The organism is Gardnerella leopoldii, assembly GCF_003293675.1.
Lineage (GTDB): Bacteria > Actinomycetota > Actinomycetes > Actinomycetales > Bifidobacteriaceae > Bifidobacterium > Bifidobacterium leopoldii.
Genome location: NZ_CP029984.1, coordinates 1,140,738 through 1,156,359, shown reverse-complemented (window position 1 = coordinate 1,156,359; position 15,622 = coordinate 1,140,738). Strand labels below are relative to the sequence as shown.

Genomic DNA, 15,622 nt, shown 5'->3' with positions numbered 1-15,622 from the left:
AGCGTGTGTAGAAAATGTCGGAATCTCACCAAAAACCGGCAGAAACTTTACATCCGTGTGTAGAAAATGTCGCTAGTATCTTAAGAAGCGCAGATAAATACGATTTTGGAACTAGAGCGTTTGTAGTCGCGCTTCGTTTATAAATTTCCGGCAGATTTGCCGTTTCGCGGCTTAAGGTTACACTGTAAATCATGGCAGAGAATATTGCAGAAACTTCATCCTCAGAAAATTGGCGCGTATTAAGCGAGCGTATTAACCGGGTCGCTCCGAGTGCAACTTTGGCAGTAGACGGCAAGGCAAAAGCTATGAAAGCTGACGGCATTGACGTTGTAAGCTTTGGCGCAGGCGAGCCAGATTTTCCTACTCCCTCTTATATTGTTGATGCTGCAACACAAGCGTGTAAAGACCCGCGCAACTATCGTTATACTGCTACGGCAGGTTTACCGGAGCTTAGGGAGGCGATTGCGAGCAAAGTGCAGCGAGATTCCGGCTACGAAGTTTCCCCAAAACAAGTCGTAGTTACAAACGGCGGAAAGCAAGCTGTGTATGAGGCTTGCCAAATTCTCTTAAATGATGGCGACGAAGTTATTATTCCAGCTCCATATTGGACGAGTTATCCGGAGGCTGTGAAGCTTGCAGGCGGCGTGCCTGTGCCAGTTTTGGCAGGTGCAGATTGCGGTTTTGAGCCAGATATTGAGGCAATTGAGTCCGCTCGCACTTCACGCACGCGCGCAATTATCGTAACTTCGCCTTCGAATCCTACAGGCGCTATTTGGAGCGCGCAAACTATTCGCGCAATCGGCGAGTGGGCTGTAAAACACCATATTTGGGTTATTTCTGATGAGATTTACGAGCACTTGCATTACGACGGCATTTCGACTTCGTATATTGGCGTCGAGGTGCCGGAAATTCGCGAGCAGCTGCTGATTTTGAATGGTGTTGCTAAAACTTATGCTATGCCTGGTTGGCGTGTTGGATGGATGGTGGCTCCGGAAGATGTTGCTAAAGCTGCAATTAAGCTTCAAAGCCATATGACTTCTAATGTTTCTAATATTTCACAGCGTGCAGCAATTGCTGCAGTCGGCGGTTCGCTGGACGTGGTTGCCACTATGCGTGAGGCTTTTGACGCTCGACGCAAAGCGATTGTGGAAGCGTTGAACAATATTGACGGCGTTACTTGCCCTCTTCCTCATGGCGCTTTTTACGCGTTTGCTAACGTTGAGGCGCTGCTTGAGCGTCCGCTTGGCGAGCATTGCGAAGTGCCGCATACTTCTTCTCGATTTGCTGAAATGTTGCTTGACGAAGCGCATGTTGCTGCGGTTCCAGGAGAGGCTTTTGGTGCTCCTGGCTATTTGCGATTCTCTTGCGCTCTTGCTGACGACCAGCTTGCTGAGGGCATGCGTCGCATGAAGAAGTGGGTTGAAGCTTAAGCAAGTATTTATTGCAAAATAAGAACTTGCTTACCATTGCAAAATGCGACACTCGCTTTTGTGCGATGATATAACGAAATCATGCCCATGAGATAGTATGTCTATCTGGCGGTTTGCTATTTCGTCCCTTTTGGGGTATGATGAGCAAGTTCACCTTAGGGATGTGGCGCAATTGGTAGCGCAACGGTCTCCAAAACCGTAGGTTGTGGGTTCGAGTCCCGCCGTCCCTGCCAGTTTTTTGTTCAAGTTTTTACACGAAGGATTCAAGCATGGCGCAGGCACGCAGTACTAAGAAAGCAGTAAAGCATAACTTGTTCGTGCGTATTGGCATGTTCGTTAAGCAAACTATTGACGAGACACGCAAGGTTATTGCACCTCATGGCAAAGAGTTGTTTGCTTGGTCGTCTGCAGTTTTCATATTTGTTGTATTTTTGATGGCTTTCGTCACCTGCATGGACTTCGGTTTGGGTAAGTCCGTAATGTGGCTGTTCGGCTGAGTTGAAATTGGCTGAGTTGAAATTTTGAAGGTGTATGCAAGATGACTGATGAATTCAATCTCGAAGAAGCAAGTGAAGCTGATGAGGCTTTTGCTTCTCATGATGCTGACGAAGCAAACGAATCAGCTGTGAATAATGAAGCTGTTGCTTCTAGCGAGTCTGTTGAAGCTGATGTGGATGAGGAATCTGCTGATGTTGAAGCTGATGTAGCTGATGGCGCTGCTGCTGACAGTGTTGCTGATGCTTCTAACGAAACTGGCGATGCTGGCGAAACTACTGATGCTGATGATGTGAACGAAGCCGACCCAACTGATGCCGGCGCAATCGCTGTAGCAGAATTTTCTAAGAAACTTCGCACTTTGGAAGGCAAGTGGTACGTTCTTCACACGTATTCTGGTTACGAAAAGCGCGTGAAAACTAACGTTGAATCCCGCGTGCAGAACTTTGGTTTGGAAGATAAGATTTTCCAGATTGAAGTTCCTATGGAAGAAGTCGAGAAGCATACAGAAAAGGGTAAGAAGGTTATTACCCGTGTGCGTGTGCCAGGATATGTGTTGATTCGCATGTGGCCGGATGAGAACGCTCGTCGCATTGTGCGCGAGACTGAGGGCGTGACTGGTTTTGTTGGTCCTTCTAGAGAGCCTGCACCATTGAGCCGCAAGGAAGTTGTGTCAATGATGGCTCCGATGATTGCTTCCGAAGCTTTGAAGAATGCTGGCGATAAGCCGGCTGCAGCGCGCAAGCGTAAGGTTGAGGTTGCTTACAAGGTTGGCGATCAGGTGACTGTGACTGACGGTCCATTCTCAACGATGGCAGCTGTGGTTTCGGACGTGGAGCCTACAACTCAGAAGCTTACAGTGTTGGTTTCCATCTTTGGACGTGAAACTCCTGTGGAGCTTGGATTCAACCAAGTGGAGCCGATTGTTTGAGATGAAAGCCTAAGCTTTTGTAGCTAGATTTTATAAATTTTATAACTTTTACAAACCGGGGTGTGTTAATTCGCGCCCCGGTTTTTATTATTTACTGCAACACGCCGTAAAATGGGGAAATAATCCTAAATTTTCTTGCAATTACAGTGCTTTTATCAATGTAAATAATAAATATTTCCAAATATTTAGTTTGGCTTGCAAATAGGCGTGGGGGGGGGGTATAGTGCTGAGTGTTTAAGCAGAGTAATTGAGTTGTTTTTTTTTTTAAGTGTCATCGTAATAATGGCATTATGATTCGTAAGCTTTGCAGATTAGAAGGTAGGTGTATATGTTTAATTCGCATATATTTAGCCGTTTCCTTCGACTAGTGCGCTCAATTCGTCGTTCGTTATTTGCTTTTTTCGTGGCGATTGCAATGTTGCTTGCTACTTTTGTGATTGCTCCAACTTCTGCTCTAAGTGCTGGTGGTGCTGGCGAGAAAGTTAGCACTGGGGAGACTGTTGGTGCGCAGTCTGGTTCTGCTAAGACTGAGGGTGAGAATAAGCAGCAGACTAAGCAGAGTGAATATAATAATACTGAATCTGATAAGAATAATAAAGAATCGAATCCTGTTGAAAATCGGCAGAATGCAGATGTGTCTGCCGATAAAGCTAAGTCTGATTCTGCTGTAAATAAAAAAGTTAAAGATGTTCCAAAGGAAAGCGCTTCTACGGAAACTTCTAGCGAAATGGACAGAGGTGCGAGAAAAACTACTGATCTTCCGAAAGAGTGTGGTAATAAGCCTTTTAAAAAATGCTATGTTGTTAGCTACTATAATGATAAGAGTGTTGTCGATAATAATAATCCTGTTCCAATACAGCGTGGTAACGCTATAACTATTAAGCCAAAATTCGAATTAAAAAGTAAGAAACAACCAGCCTCTATGCCGAACGGCGTGTGGTTTGAATTAGAAAAGTATGGTAAAGCTCCTGTACCAAGTTGGGCGAATTTTGAAAAAGAAGAAAAGGGTAAAACTATCAAAGTTAAGGATACTAGTAAAGATAAAAAAGCTTTGATGGTTCTATAACTTTGCGTCCAAATGGTAAATGGGACTATGGTAGTTATAAATTTAAAGTTTTTGCATATTACAAAAATAAAAGCGAAAAAATATACGCTACAATAAGTGTAAAAGTTGATGTATCTGACGTGCCGAACGACGGTGATTTAACGCTGAGCTTATACGATTTTGTGAATAAGACGGATAAGACTCCTGTAAGTGATAATAAAATTACTATAAAACCAAAGACTAATAGTCAAGGTTCTAGCGGAGACACTACTGGCAGTACTGATAATACAGACGTTTACGATTCTATTAATAATCTTTTTATTGATTCTAAGTCAACTAAAAAGCTTGGTTTTATTTATCACCGTATGATTTGTAAAACTGGTAGTGGTGATAATGCCAGTTATACGGTAGACAGTGTTAATGGTTTAAGCCTCAAAGATAAAAAGGATAATCCTTCTGCAGATATGCAGACTCAGTTCGAGCATAAGGAAGGTGAGAATCGACCTTCTACTGGTGCAGCTGATTCTGCTTTGTATGAAGATGATAAGTATACTGAGGAATCTCAAAGCTGGATTAGCGGCACGCCTACGAGTGCTGGAACTTTTGAGTGCAGAGTGTTCGCTTTTAAGGATGCTAATTTAATAGACAAAGCAAGTGGCAAGCATCCCTCTAATCTGGTATATCAGTTCAAGAAAAATGCCAAAACTGATGCAGGTAAGAAGTCTCTGTTTGAGGGAAACATTGTTGATAGTAATACGTGGAAGACTGATGATATTAAGCAAGGCATTGACTGGGATTATAAGTCGGTTACGATTGAAGTGAAGTCGAGTAAGCCGCCAAAGCCAACAATTGGCGATAACGATCTTACGCTGAAAGTGTATCCGTTTAAGGATTCTACAACAGCGTTGACTAGCGACAATAACAAGATTTCTGCGATACTCGGTATGAGTCTTAAGCCGTTTGTTGATGCTACTTCTGCGGCGGATAGCAAGAATAAGATTACGTTGCGCGTGCTCTGCTCGAAGGGCGAGAAGAAGAATGCTGGCTCGCGATTTGAGCAACCCTCTGAACAGTCGCAACCAACTCAGCCTTCTGGATCTCCGCAATCTGCGGAAGATCTTGAATACAAAACTTGGAGCAGTAATCTTGCCGAGCTTGGGTTGAGTGTGCCTGCGGATGATAATCAAAATACGTGCCACTCTAATAAAGAAGGCGATAAGACTTGCGAGTCTGCTGATCCAAGTAAAAAAGTGGCTGCGCGAACTGATATGGAAGTGAGCATAAAACCGACTGAGGTTGGCAATTACCAGTGCGTTGTGTACGCGCTGAAACCTAAAGCGTTCAATGCTCAATCTGGCAAGCAAACGCCTACGGACATTGATGAGGCATTAGCTGGTGATAAGTCTCTTAAAGAACATAAGGATTTTGCTGCTTTTACGTTCAATCTTCATTCGGTGAGCAAGTTTACTTTGCCGCATACGGGCGGGCAGAGTTGGAATTTGCAGCTCGGTATTCTTGCAGCGCTATTGGTGAATCTGCTGGCGGCTGGCTTCGTGGTAAGTCAAAGTGAGCGCGGTCGCAAATTAATTTTGGGAAGGTGGCGAGGCTTATGCAATTACGTATGAAGCAGTTGTATATGCATTTACTCGCCGTGCTTCGCATAAGGCGATTGCGTACGCATTTGCGCATAAAGCCTTCCTGTTTCGCGCATTGTTTTATTGCGTATTGTTTTATTGTGCAGTCTTTCGGGATTCGGGAGCGTGATAACACAAGGTAAATGCCAAAAATTTTAAAACTTTACTCGTATGAGCATGATAAATGCAAATCAATTTTCTACTTGCTGTAAAAAGCAATGAAAGGGGTGAACATGAAAAAGTTCACTAATAAATTCGTGGCGGCGATTGCGTCGCTTGCTATGGCTGGCACGCTGTGCGTCGCCGGCGCTGTAACCGTGGCTGGCGTTGCGTGGGGTGCGAAACCGGATCCTAACCATCCTGTGCATAATGAAACCCATGCTACTGAGAATCCTAAGGCTCCGTGGGAGAAGGATGCTCCGACAAAAGGTACTATAACCATCCTTAAGTGCGTGAAGAAGACAAATGATGATAACTCTACTACTTCTCAGACACAAACAGATCCTCAATGCAAAACTGGTTTTAAGCCGCTTAAAGACGCTACTTTCAAATTGACTAAAGTCACTTCTGTTAAGGAAGGTGACAAGTATGTTAACTTAGATCTTAGCAAATTTGAGTCTTGGCAGAAGATTGCAAAGCTTGTTACTAAGCTGAACGATCACACTATTAAAGACAGTGGCACTGATGCAGAAGTCAAGCTTGATACTACTAACGTTATTGATTCGAAGAACACTGACGATAAAGGTATAGCCAAGTTTGGTGATGGCAAGAATAATCTTGATCTTGGCTTGTATAAGGTTGAGGAAACTAACGCGCCTAAGGGCTATGGTGTTTCGGATTTGCAATCCTTCTATATGACACTTCCTTTGCCGGAGTACACTACTAGCGAGGGCAAGGATGCAAAGACGACTGTTTCGTATAACTATAATCCTGTTGTGACGCCGAAGAACAAGGATCTATCGGCTACTATTCAGAAGGTTTACGATAAGACTAAGTTCGCTAGCGTTAAGGATAAAGTGCCTTTTACAATTACTGCGGAAGTGAACAAAGCTAAGCCTAAAGATGGTAAGTTGACGGCTGCTAATCTTCAGGGTTATAAGGTCTTCGATGATGCTCCAACCGCTGCCTTCAAGACTATTGATGCAAGTGTTGTGAAGCATGTAAAGATTGGCGAAACTAGTCTTGATAAAAAAGACAATCAAAATAAAGATATGTACACCGTTAGTGTTGTAAACTCGTCTTCTGATGCTGGTGGTGCGGATCTTGCTGCTGGTCATAAGCGTATTCTTGTAACGTTTAATAATGATGGCTTAGGTAAGATTGCTACTGCCTTGAATAACGTTACTGAAGGTCAAGAAGCACCTAAGGTTACGGTTGATCTTGAGTTTGAGCTTAGTGATGCTTACAAGAACACTAAAGCTCCGACTGGCACTGATAGTGTTGCTGAGAAGGATAAATCGCAGGATGAGGTTGTAAACAAGTCCGGCTTCTTCCAGGCTCATGAGAAGAATGAGGGTGACTTGCCGCCAATCATTCCAGATACTAAGAATTCTCAGGCGACTATTGACTTTGGTTTCCTTCAGGTGCATAAGTTCTATAAGGAAGGTAATGAAGAGAAGCCGCTTGAAAATGCTGAGTTCAGGATTTTTGCTGATAAGGCTAAGGCTGATGCTTGCGCTCAAGGTCTGAAGGAAAATAAGGAACTTGGCTCGATTGATGCTTGCAAGGCTGCGTCAACTATTAATGATGCTGCTGCAGCTGGTGCTTCCCAGCCAGCTGGCGCTGCTACTACTGATGTGCAGACTGCTACAACAGATTCTAAAGGTAACTTCGCGAAGGCATACAAGACTCGCGCTGGTGTTCCTGTTTATCTTGTTGAGGTTAAAGCTCCTAAGGGTTATGCGATTTCTCCTGTAGTTCATGCTGTGACTGTTGAGAAAGATAAGACTACGGCTGAGCCGTTTGAGGACCTCCCACTTAAGGGCGGCGACAACGGCAAGAGCTTCTGGTTCAATCTTCCTGCAACTGGTGCTTACGGCGTGCTGATTTTCGCTGTTGTGGGCATAGTTCTTATTGTTGCGAGCGTGATTATGTACGTGCGCAATCGCAAGGAAGAAGAACAGCAGCAGAACGCTTGATCCGCTTTCTAAAGCTGGTCTTGTAGTCTAATAGCAAAGTGTGAGTCTAGGGTTTACTGAACTAAATCCTAGACTCACTTGCTCTTATGATTGTTCTCTTGCAGCCTCGTAAAGAAAAAGTCGTGTTCTCGCCAACAAGCGGCAGAAATTTTACACACGTGTAAAGGAACGGTCGGTTGCGCGCTAACAAGCGGCATAAACTTTACGTGCATGTACAGAAACGGTCGGCTACGCGCTCGAATCCGGCAGAAATTTTACAGTCGCGTAAAATAAAGGTCGTATTTCCCCCAAACCTCCTGAATCTTTGCAGTAATGTTTTGCAAACGTCGATTATTTATTGCTTAGTGAACTTTAGCATTATTGCTCTGCAGACGTTGATTGCTTGTTGTCCAAAGGACATTAACGTCATTGCTGCCGCATACACCACGCCAAGCACTCCTACCACACCACAAAACAACGATGTGTGAATTTACGAGTGAGGGGTGGGTGTTGCTTGGTCGAGCAATATAAAAGCGGAACGATAGTAATAATCTTATTGACGAATACTATTTTTGCAGAGAAAGTAAGTAAAAAACTAAACTTAACTACGCAACCATTAAGTCCAAGTAAGGTATAAGAGCGGAGCGCTGCGAGACAAGTAACACCCACCACTCACATCCACTTCAGAAATCCACCAGCCAAACACCAGCCCCCAAAACTCGCGCCACATCAAGCAAGTATTTACGCATATAAACTTCACAAGGAGGAAGCATGAAATTAAACAAAGTTGTTACAAAAGTATATGCTTTCTTCAATCAGTCTAAAGCAAAACCTGCAACCGAATCAACTCAAGACTCATCAACCGCATCAAAACCCGCATCAAAACCCGCACCAAAGCCAACGAAAAAACCCAAATCCAAACTCCGCCGCACTCTTGAGCCAATTGCCCTCGCACTTGCAGCAATTTTGTGCTTCACGTACCCGATTGCGTCAACGTTGTGGAATAACAAGGTGTCGAAGGAGATTTCTACCGCGTATGATCGTTTGAGTCGTAAGCAGACTGCGAGCGCTCGCGAGAAGATTTTGAACGCGGCTCGTCGTTATAATGCGCGCCACAAGTCGATTATTACGGCTGATCCTTACGATGGCACGACGGATTATATGAAGACGCCGGAGTATAAGGAATATGCGAAGCAGCTGGATGAGCCAATGGGGATTATGGGTATCGTGAAAATCCCGAAGATTGGCGTTAAGCTGCCGATTTATCACGGTAGTTCGCAGGAGGTTTTGGCGTATGGTGCTGGGCATTTGTATGGCACGGATTTGCCGGTTGGTGGCAAAACGCGTCACGCTGTTGTGACGGCGCATACGGGTTTGCCGAATGCGACCATGTTTGATGATTTAGTGGAGTTGAAGAAGGGCGACTATTTCTATTTTGACATACAAGGCGAAACCTTACGTTACAAGGTGTTCCGCATTAGCGTAGTCGATCCGCATGATATTAGGTTGCTTCAACGCGAGAATGGGCGAGATTTAGCGACGCTGCTTACGTGTACGCCGTATGGTGTGAATACGCAGAGGTTGCTGGTTACGGGCTATCGCGTGCTGCCGGATCCAGTTTCCGCTCCTGGGGACAAGTTGCAGTGGCCGCTTTGGATGACGATGTTCGTGCTCGCGCTTATTGGTTGCGCGGTGATTCTTACGACGATGATTATTGCCGCGGTTCGCAAGCGCCGCCGCCGTGCTGCTTCACTTGCTCATGCCAAACATATAACTGCTTAGAATTGCTGTAATGCAGCGTGTTGCGAAGATTTAGAGAAATAACACCTTGATTTTCGTGAAAATTCGGCATATATTTACCCCTGATTTCGTGAAAATTTAGCATAAATTGACATTGATTTTCGTGAAATATATACTATAAAACAATAGTATTTTCAACGGTTTTGTGGTAATTAAGAGTGGTGTTATATGTTAAGGCGAAAATTCTATCAAAAAATGCTCGATTGGAAGAATGCTGATCGCGGTTCAACAGCGCTTTTAGTAACAGGTGCTCGAAGAGTTGGGAAAAGTACTATAGTTGAAGAGTTTGCAAGAAACGAATACAAGTCTTATATTCTTATTGATTTTTCGCAAGCATCAAAAGATGCGCTTCGGCTATTTGAAGATTATCGTTCAGATTTAAGCACTTTCTTTACGTACCTATCTGCATTGTATGGTGTGAAACTTTATAACCGTGAATCGGTAATGGTTTTTGACGAAGTGCAATTTTTCCCACAGGCTAGAGAATTTGTAAAACAACTAGTTGCAGATGGCAGATACGACTATATAGAGACTGGCTCGTTATTGTCTATTAAACATAATGTTGAAACAATATTGATTCCATCTGAAGAACAAGAAGAACGCATGTATCCTCTTGATTTTGAAGAATTTTTGTGGGCTTTTGGAGAAGAAAATCTATCGAAAGTTATTAAAAATTCATTTGATGCGTTAAATCCTTTGCCAGATGCTTTACATAAAAAAGCGATGCGACTTTTTAGAGAATATATGCTAGTTGGTGGCATGCCGCAATCTGTAAATGAATATGTTGATTCGAGAGATTTTACTCGAGTAGATAGGGTTAAGCGTCGTATTCTTTCGCTCTATAGGCAGGATGCTGCAAAGTTTGCAAAAGGTTATGAAATGAAAGTTATGGCTGTGTTTGATGGAATACCAGCACAGCTTTCCAGGCATGAAAAAAGATATAGGATTACTTCCTTGGGTAAGAATGCTCGTATGCGTGACTATAAGGATGCGTTTTTTTGGCTTTCGGATGCGAGTATTACAAATAATTGCTATAAATCTACAGATCCAAATGTGGGATTGAATCTTAATGCAGATGATGCGTTAGTAAAATGTTATATGGCTGATACTGGTTTGTTGACTTCTATGATACTTTCAGATAGTAGTATTGCGTCTAATAATCTATATAAAGAAATTTTATTTGGAAAAATTTCAATTAATGAAGGAATGCTAGTTGAAAACGTTGTTGCGCAACAGCTAATAGCATCTGGACATCGCCTATTTTTCTATTCAAATAGAGACAAAGAAAATTCGGAAAATACAATGGAAATAGATTTTTTGATTTCTAAAGCTTTTCAGGATTCTGCTGGCAAAATGCGTATATCTGCGATTGAAGTTAAATCTGGAAATGTGTTCAAAACAGTTTCTCTTGATAAATTTAAGGCGAAGTTTTCAAAAAGAATTGGAACGAGTTATGTATTTGCTCCTAAACAGCTTAGCGTTAGAAAAGATTTGAATCTCGTAATATTACCACTTTATATGTGTGGATTGGTGTAGCGTTCCGACCTGCCTTCGCGCTGCTATGTAGTGCACTTATTCCTCACGGCTTAGCCGTTTGGCTGATTTGGCATGACATGCCGTAAATCAGGTACAAGCGCACTACATAAATGTGCTGTGCGTTTGTATTAAAACCGATTTTTTTTGTTGCTTTTTATTTGTGGAATCTTATAGAATTATATTTATGCGCTGATGCATGCTAGTTTTGTTAGTTGTTAGATGTTTTATGGCTTGTGATTGATTTTTGGGAATAACCCTGATTGCTTGCGATTCATGGGTTTTGTGTTAGAAATGTAGTTTTTGTTGTACAGCGCTAGGTTTTACGCACATTTTTTAGGAGTGATCTTATGGTAGAGGGGAATAAAAATTTAATTATCGCGGACGCTAAAAGTGTGCCAGCTAAAGCGCTTATAGACGCTAAAACAATAAAAGAGAAAATCTACAACATTCGCAATCCAAAAGTCATGCTTGATTTTGAGCTTGCTGAAATATATGGGTATGAAACGAAAAATTTCAATAGACAGATTAAGAATAATATTGAAAAGTTTGAGGGCGAAGATTTTATGTTTCGGCTAACTGCTGACGAGTTCAAAAACTTGAGGTGCAAAAATTTCACCTCAAGTTGGGGTGGCTCTCGATATTTGCCTTATGCTTTTACGGAGCAGGGTATTTATATGCTCATGACTGTGTTAAGAGCATAAAAATAAAGAATGATATGGTATCCTTTTCTGACTGAGCTTGAAAACAACGCAATACTTATAATTCATGCGAATCGTCTTACAAAGGGATTTTTACAAGAGATAAGGGATGCGAGATGAGTAAGAATACGTATACTGCGGAAAATGGGTTCGTTATTACGGACGATATTGTTGATAAGTAGGCTGAGGAGGCAGAAGATAATTTTCCTGGTGCCACTATTACAGAGTTTGCTGGAAGAGCTTGGGAAGATGAAACTCAGCCGTTGAAGCCGCGTACTGTTAGGTTAAGTGATACCGTTTGGCATTTAATCGAAGTCGATGCGAAGCGCAGAAAAATGACTGTGAGTGCGTGGACTAGAAACGCTATACTTAACGAATTGTCTAGTGAGATAGCTGCGCAAAGATAGTTGCGCAAAGATAGTTGTACGAAGGTACCCAACTTGGAAGTAAGCTTCTAGCTTTTGCTGTTGCGCAAAAATAGTTGCAGATTTCGTAATGCAGCGTGTCGCGAAGATGTGGCATAATAGGAAGGCTTGTGACTGGAGGAGGAATCCGCTAGCACAGCACAGCAATACAAGATGCGGGAGGAAGCTGCAAAACGGCTTTATAGCACGTTTCGTAAGTGCTTTACTTCTGTAAGAAGCGACTATAGAAGAGTTTGCAGCAACCATTTGAACCGCTTGTACAAGAAAGAAGAACCATATTATGGCTCCGAAAAAGAAAGTCTCCGCGCTTATTAAGCTCGAGATTCAGGCTGGTAAGGCAAATCCAGCTCCACCGCTGGGCCCAGCATTAGGCTCCCACGGCGTGAACATCATGGACTTCTGCAAGGCGTATAACGACCAGACGAAGGACAAGATGGGTCAGATCGTCCCAGTAGAGATCACCGTTTACGAAGATCGTTCCTTCACCTTCATTTTGAAGACCCCACCAGCCGCTGCTTTGTTGCTTAAGGCTGCTGGAATCCAGAAGGGCACCGAGAATCCATTGACTCACAAGGTTGGTTCTGTGACCAAGGCTCAGGTGCGCGAAATCGCCGAAATTAAGATGCCTGACCTCTCCGCACGTGATGTCGAGGCCGGTATGAAGATCATCGCGGGTACTGCTCGCTCGATGGGTATTACCGTTACCGACTGAAAGGGAGTGTAGAAATGGCTAAGCGTTCTAAGAAGTATCGTGAAGCGGCTGAGAAGATCGACCGCAATAACCTGTACACCCCAGCTGAAGCTATCGCTTTGTTGCAGAGCATGCCAAAGCACGCTTTCGATGAGTCCGTTGAGGCTGTTATGCGCCTTAACGTGGATCCTCGCAAGGCTGATCAGTTGGTTCGTGGCGTTGTGAACTTGCCAAACGGCACCGGTAAAACCGCTAAGGTTTTGGTGTTCGCTCGTGGTCCAAAGGCTACTGAGGCTCAGGAAGCTGGCGCTGACATTGTTGGTGATGACGAGCTTATCGAAAAGGTTGCCGGTGGCTTCCTTGACTTCGATGCAGTCGTTGCAACCCCAGACATGATGGGTAAGGTTGGCCGCTTGGGTCGTGTTCTCGGTCCTCGTAGCTTGATGCCAAACCCAAAGACTGGCACCGTGACTATGGATGTAGCCAAGGCTGTTGCCGACATTAAGGGCGGTAAGATTGAGTTCCGCGTGGATCGCCAGGGCAACCTGTCCTTCCTCTTCGGCAAGCTCTCCTTCGATGCTAAGGCTCTTGAAGAGAACTTCAAGGCTGTCGCAGACGAAATCCGTCGCTTGAAGCCAAGCACCATCAAGGGTCGTTACATTACTAAGGTAACTGTGACCTCCACGATGGCTCCTGGTGTTCCAGTTGATATCGCCAGCATTGCTGCCTGATTTATTGCTTGCGTAGCTTATGCGAAAGCATGGCTGGTAAGTAGTAGATTAAGTTTAAAACTTATAAACGCTGAAAATGTGCTCTTTTGAGTCATGTTTTCAGCGTTTTTTTGTTACTTGCGTTACTGCGTTTCTGCGTTAGCAACGAATAATTGAGATTTTGCGTTGCTGGTGCAGTACGCAAACTGTGTTAGTAATGAATAGGTGACTGGAGAGGTTGAGGGCGCGTGGTCGTGCGCGGCGTGTCGCGGGGGAATGGCGGTTTTGCAACGGTTTTGCGGCTGGTTGGGGGAGTATTCAAGAGTTTCCTGAGAGTTTTCTGGGAAAAATCTTTAAAAACCTTGAAATTGACATTTTTACGAAAAGTAATGTGTAATACTGTATTTTTTATACTTAAAAATAGTTTGACTGAAATATTTCCGTAAAAATATAAATGTTTTTTGTTAATGAGTTGTGCGTCTGCTCTTGACTTTTTCGAACGGGGGGGGGGTATGTTAATAACAGCTTCCAGCCGGATGCTCTGCGCTGGTAGTTATTCACAAAACTTAAGTTGTGAATGTTAATTTTTCTTCGCGCGTTTGGCGTGAAGGAGAAGAAGAAAGGAAAATATTATGTTAAATAAGAAGGCTATTGCCGCATTTGCTGCCGGCGCCACCCTCCTCTCCGGTTTCGCTTTTTCTGCTCCAGCAATGGCAGCAGGCTTGGATGACTGGATTAAGGTTCCAGGTATGAGCAGCCACACTACTGATCCAACTGGTCAGCAGTCTGATAATGGTGTTCCTGGTACTCCTGCAGCTGATCCAGAAAGCCATGATCCAATCAACTCTGATTTGCTTCAGCATAACTACAAGGGTCAGTTCGTAGAGGTTTTGAAGCGTGCGCAGACCAATGTTCACCTTTATGATGCTCTTCTCCAAAAGCTTGAAGCTACACAGGCTCACGGCTGGGATGACCTCATCAAGGGTATGGGTGACACCTGCGCTTACTTGAAGGATATTCGTCGTAAGCTTGAGAAGGCTGTTTTGCACTACGGTCATGTTGAAGCTACTGTTAAGGATCTCAAGGCTGAGCTTGCTGAGGATATGAAGGATGCCCTTGCTAAGGGTGATTACGTTGAGGCTCACGAAGTCCAGCAGCTTCAGGCTCAGGTAGAAGCTTTGCTCAAGGTTGCTGATAACAACCGTACTCGCGCTGCTGCCTTGTTGGATTCCGCACGCGATCACGCTAAGGATCAGAGCTGCGACACTGGTGCCAAGGATATCTTGAATGCTATGAAGAAGGAACCAAACTTCCCAGGTAAGAAGGCTCCAGCTAAGAAGGCTGCTGCTAAGGCTGAGGCTAAGACTGCTGCAGCTAAGACCCCAGCTGCCGCTGCTCCATTGGCTAAGACCGGCGCTGCTGTAGCTTTGGCTGCTGTTGCTGCTTCCGTGCTTGCCGGTATGGGTGCTGCTCTTCGCAAGATTCGTCACTAAATTTAGTGAATAATTTTTCACTCAACTTGTGGCATGAGACTGTTTAAGTTTTATGCCACAGGCGACTTGCAAATTTTATTGTGCGTTTTCACTGTTTTGCCAAATCTCTTTCTTCACAGTGCTGGCGTTGATAGTGTTTGTAAGCTAGCTGTTGAGTGTTGAGTCAGTGTTGCTTGTTAGGGAAGCAATGCTGATTAGTGTAAGAGGCTTGGGGAATTGTGCTACTAGGGGCATTCGTTTCCCAAGCCTTTTGCCGTATGTGTTAGTATTTTGGGTTTTGATTAAAGTTTGAAGGTTATTGCTCAAGATATTGAATTAATTCCCAAAATATGAAACTCATTTTGAATATTTACTAAATTTTGTTTATTGATTTTGCTTTTGCGTGAACAAATGATGTCGCGCAATTTATGTGAGAAAATTGAGGTTTATTATGTTGAATAAGAAAGCGATTGCCGCATTCGCTGCCGGTGCCACATTGGTTTCTGGTTTGGTGTTTGCCGCGCCTGCTATGGCAGAGCCGCCTGTTAATGGTGGTTCTACTCCTACTGTGCAGTCCGCTGATGCTACTGAACTTAAAGGTGTTGTTTTAACTTTAAGGTAGGTAAAACGGATCATAA

At 43.7% G+C, this 15,622-nt stretch carries 12 protein-coding genes, 1 tRNA gene and 1 pseudogene; all 14 read left to right on the top strand.

Features of this window, described 5'->3' with window-relative positions; all coding sequences use genetic code 11:
• Window positions 1–191 precede the first annotated feature (191 nt).
• The 14 genes and pseudogenes from DOD25_RS04635 to DOD25_RS06510 all read left to right on the top strand — a co-directional run bounded on the left by DOD25_RS04635 (window position 192) and on the right by DOD25_RS06510 (window position 15,606).
• Window positions 192–1,430 (top strand): pyridoxal phosphate-dependent aminotransferase, encoded by a 1,239-nt coding sequence (locus DOD25_RS04635; RefSeq protein ID WP_112928810.1) that lies wholly within the window; start codon window positions 192–194, stop codon window positions 1,428–1,430.
• Between the two features lie 157 nt (window positions 1,431–1,587).
• A tRNA-Trp gene (locus tag DOD25_RS04630) sits at window positions 1,588–1,663 on the top strand.
• Window positions 1,664–1,699: 36 nt separating this feature from the next.
• Window positions 1,700–1,927 carry a preprotein translocase subunit SecE gene (secE, locus tag DOD25_RS04625; protein ID WP_004106254.1) on the top strand — a complete coding sequence of 76 codons (228 nt, stop codon included), beginning with the start codon at window positions 1,700–1,702 and terminating at the stop codon, window positions 1,925–1,927.
• Window positions 1,928–1,968: 41 nt separating this feature from the next.
• The gene (gene nusG / locus DOD25_RS04620) at window positions 1,969–2,856 is read left to right on the top strand and encodes a transcription termination/antitermination protein NusG (protein WP_112928809.1); all 888 of its coding nucleotides are present in this window, start codon (window positions 1,969–1,971) and stop codon (window positions 2,854–2,856) included.
• Window positions 2,857–3,184: 328 nt separating this feature from the next.
• Entirely contained in the window at window positions 3,185–3,922 is a 738-nt protein-coding gene (locus tag DOD25_RS06485) for a hypothetical protein (protein WP_234025938.1), read from the top strand.
• 119 nt (window positions 3,923–4,041) lie between these two features.
• Window positions 4,042–5,526 carry a hypothetical protein gene (locus DOD25_RS06480; RefSeq protein ID WP_234025937.1) on the top strand — a complete coding sequence of 495 codons (1,485 nt, stop codon included), beginning with the start codon at window positions 4,042–4,044 and terminating at the stop codon, window positions 5,524–5,526.
• A gap of 242 nt (window positions 5,527–5,768) precedes the next feature.
• Window positions 5,769–7,673, top strand: a complete 1,905-nt coding sequence (locus DOD25_RS04610) for a SpaH/EbpB family LPXTG-anchored major pilin (protein ID WP_112928808.1) — start codon at window positions 5,769–5,771, stop codon at window positions 7,671–7,673.
• A 750-nt stretch (window positions 7,674–8,423) separates the two neighbouring features.
• On the top strand, window positions 8,424–9,434 hold the full coding sequence (locus tag DOD25_RS04605; RefSeq protein WP_004118584.1) for a class C sortase: 1,011 nt from the start codon (window positions 8,424–8,426) through the stop codon (window positions 9,432–9,434).
• Window positions 9,435–9,620: 186 nt separating this feature from the next.
• Complete coding sequence (locus tag DOD25_RS04600; protein ID WP_101892120.1) at window positions 9,621–10,988, top strand: ATP-binding protein; 1,368 nt, start codon at window positions 9,621–9,623, stop codon at window positions 10,986–10,988.
• A gap of 347 nt (window positions 10,989–11,335) precedes the next feature.
• A pseudogene (locus tag DOD25_RS04595) lies at window positions 11,336–11,683 on the top strand (ORF6N domain-containing protein); the annotation flags it as partial.
• 708 nt (window positions 11,684–12,391) lie between these two features.
• On the top strand, window positions 12,392–12,823 hold the full coding sequence (rplK, locus tag DOD25_RS04585) for a 50S ribosomal protein L11 (protein ID WP_004118588.1): 432 nt from the start codon (window positions 12,392–12,394) through the stop codon (window positions 12,821–12,823).
• A 14-nt stretch (window positions 12,824–12,837) separates the two neighbouring features.
• Complete coding sequence (gene rplA, locus DOD25_RS04580) at window positions 12,838–13,533, top strand: 50S ribosomal protein L1 (protein WP_004106273.1); 696 nt, start codon at window positions 12,838–12,840, stop codon at window positions 13,531–13,533.
• Window positions 13,534–14,144: 611 nt separating this feature from the next.
• Window positions 14,145–15,005, top strand: coding sequence for a hypothetical protein (locus DOD25_RS04575; protein WP_004118590.1), 861 nt, complete (start codon window positions 14,145–14,147; stop codon window positions 15,003–15,005).
• Window positions 15,006–15,435: 430 nt separating this feature from the next.
• The gene (locus DOD25_RS06510; protein ID WP_267895280.1) at window positions 15,436–15,606 is read left to right on the top strand and encodes a hypothetical protein; all 171 of its coding nucleotides are present in this window, start codon (window positions 15,436–15,438) and stop codon (window positions 15,604–15,606) included.
• Window positions 15,607–15,622: the final 16 nt, after the last annotated feature.

What these genes read in the sequence shown, in the direction of transcription:
- DOD25_RS04635 (WP_112928810.1), top strand. Translation starts at nt 192, where the DNA reads ATGGCAGAGAATATTGCAGAAACTTCATCCTCAGAAAATTGGCGCGTA.
- secE (WP_004106254.1), top strand. Translation starts at nt 1,700, where the DNA reads ATGGCGCAGGCACGCAGTACTAAGAAAGCAGTAAAGCATAACTTGTTC.
- nusG (WP_112928809.1), top strand. Translation starts at nt 1,969, where the DNA reads ATGACTGATGAATTCAATCTCGAAGAAGCAAGTGAAGCTGATGAGGCT.
- DOD25_RS06485 (WP_234025938.1), top strand. Translation starts at nt 3,185, where the DNA reads ATGTTTAATTCGCATATATTTAGCCGTTTCCTTCGACTAGTGCGCTCA.
- DOD25_RS04610 (WP_112928808.1), top strand. Translation starts at nt 5,769, where the DNA reads ATGAAAAAGTTCACTAATAAATTCGTGGCGGCGATTGCGTCGCTTGCT.
- DOD25_RS04605 (WP_004118584.1), top strand. Translation starts at nt 8,424, where the DNA reads ATGAAATTAAACAAAGTTGTTACAAAAGTATATGCTTTCTTCAATCAG.
- DOD25_RS04600 (WP_101892120.1), top strand. Translation starts at nt 9,621, where the DNA reads ATGTTAAGGCGAAAATTCTATCAAAAAATGCTCGATTGGAAGAATGCT.
- rplK (WP_004118588.1), top strand. Translation starts at nt 12,392, where the DNA reads ATGGCTCCGAAAAAGAAAGTCTCCGCGCTTATTAAGCTCGAGATTCAG.
- rplA (WP_004106273.1), top strand. Translation starts at nt 12,838, where the DNA reads ATGGCTAAGCGTTCTAAGAAGTATCGTGAAGCGGCTGAGAAGATCGAC.
- DOD25_RS04575 (WP_004118590.1), top strand. Translation starts at nt 14,145, where the DNA reads ATGTTAAATAAGAAGGCTATTGCCGCATTTGCTGCCGGCGCCACCCTC.
- DOD25_RS06510 (WP_267895280.1), top strand. Translation starts at nt 15,436, where the DNA reads ATGTTGAATAAGAAAGCGATTGCCGCATTCGCTGCCGGTGCCACATTG.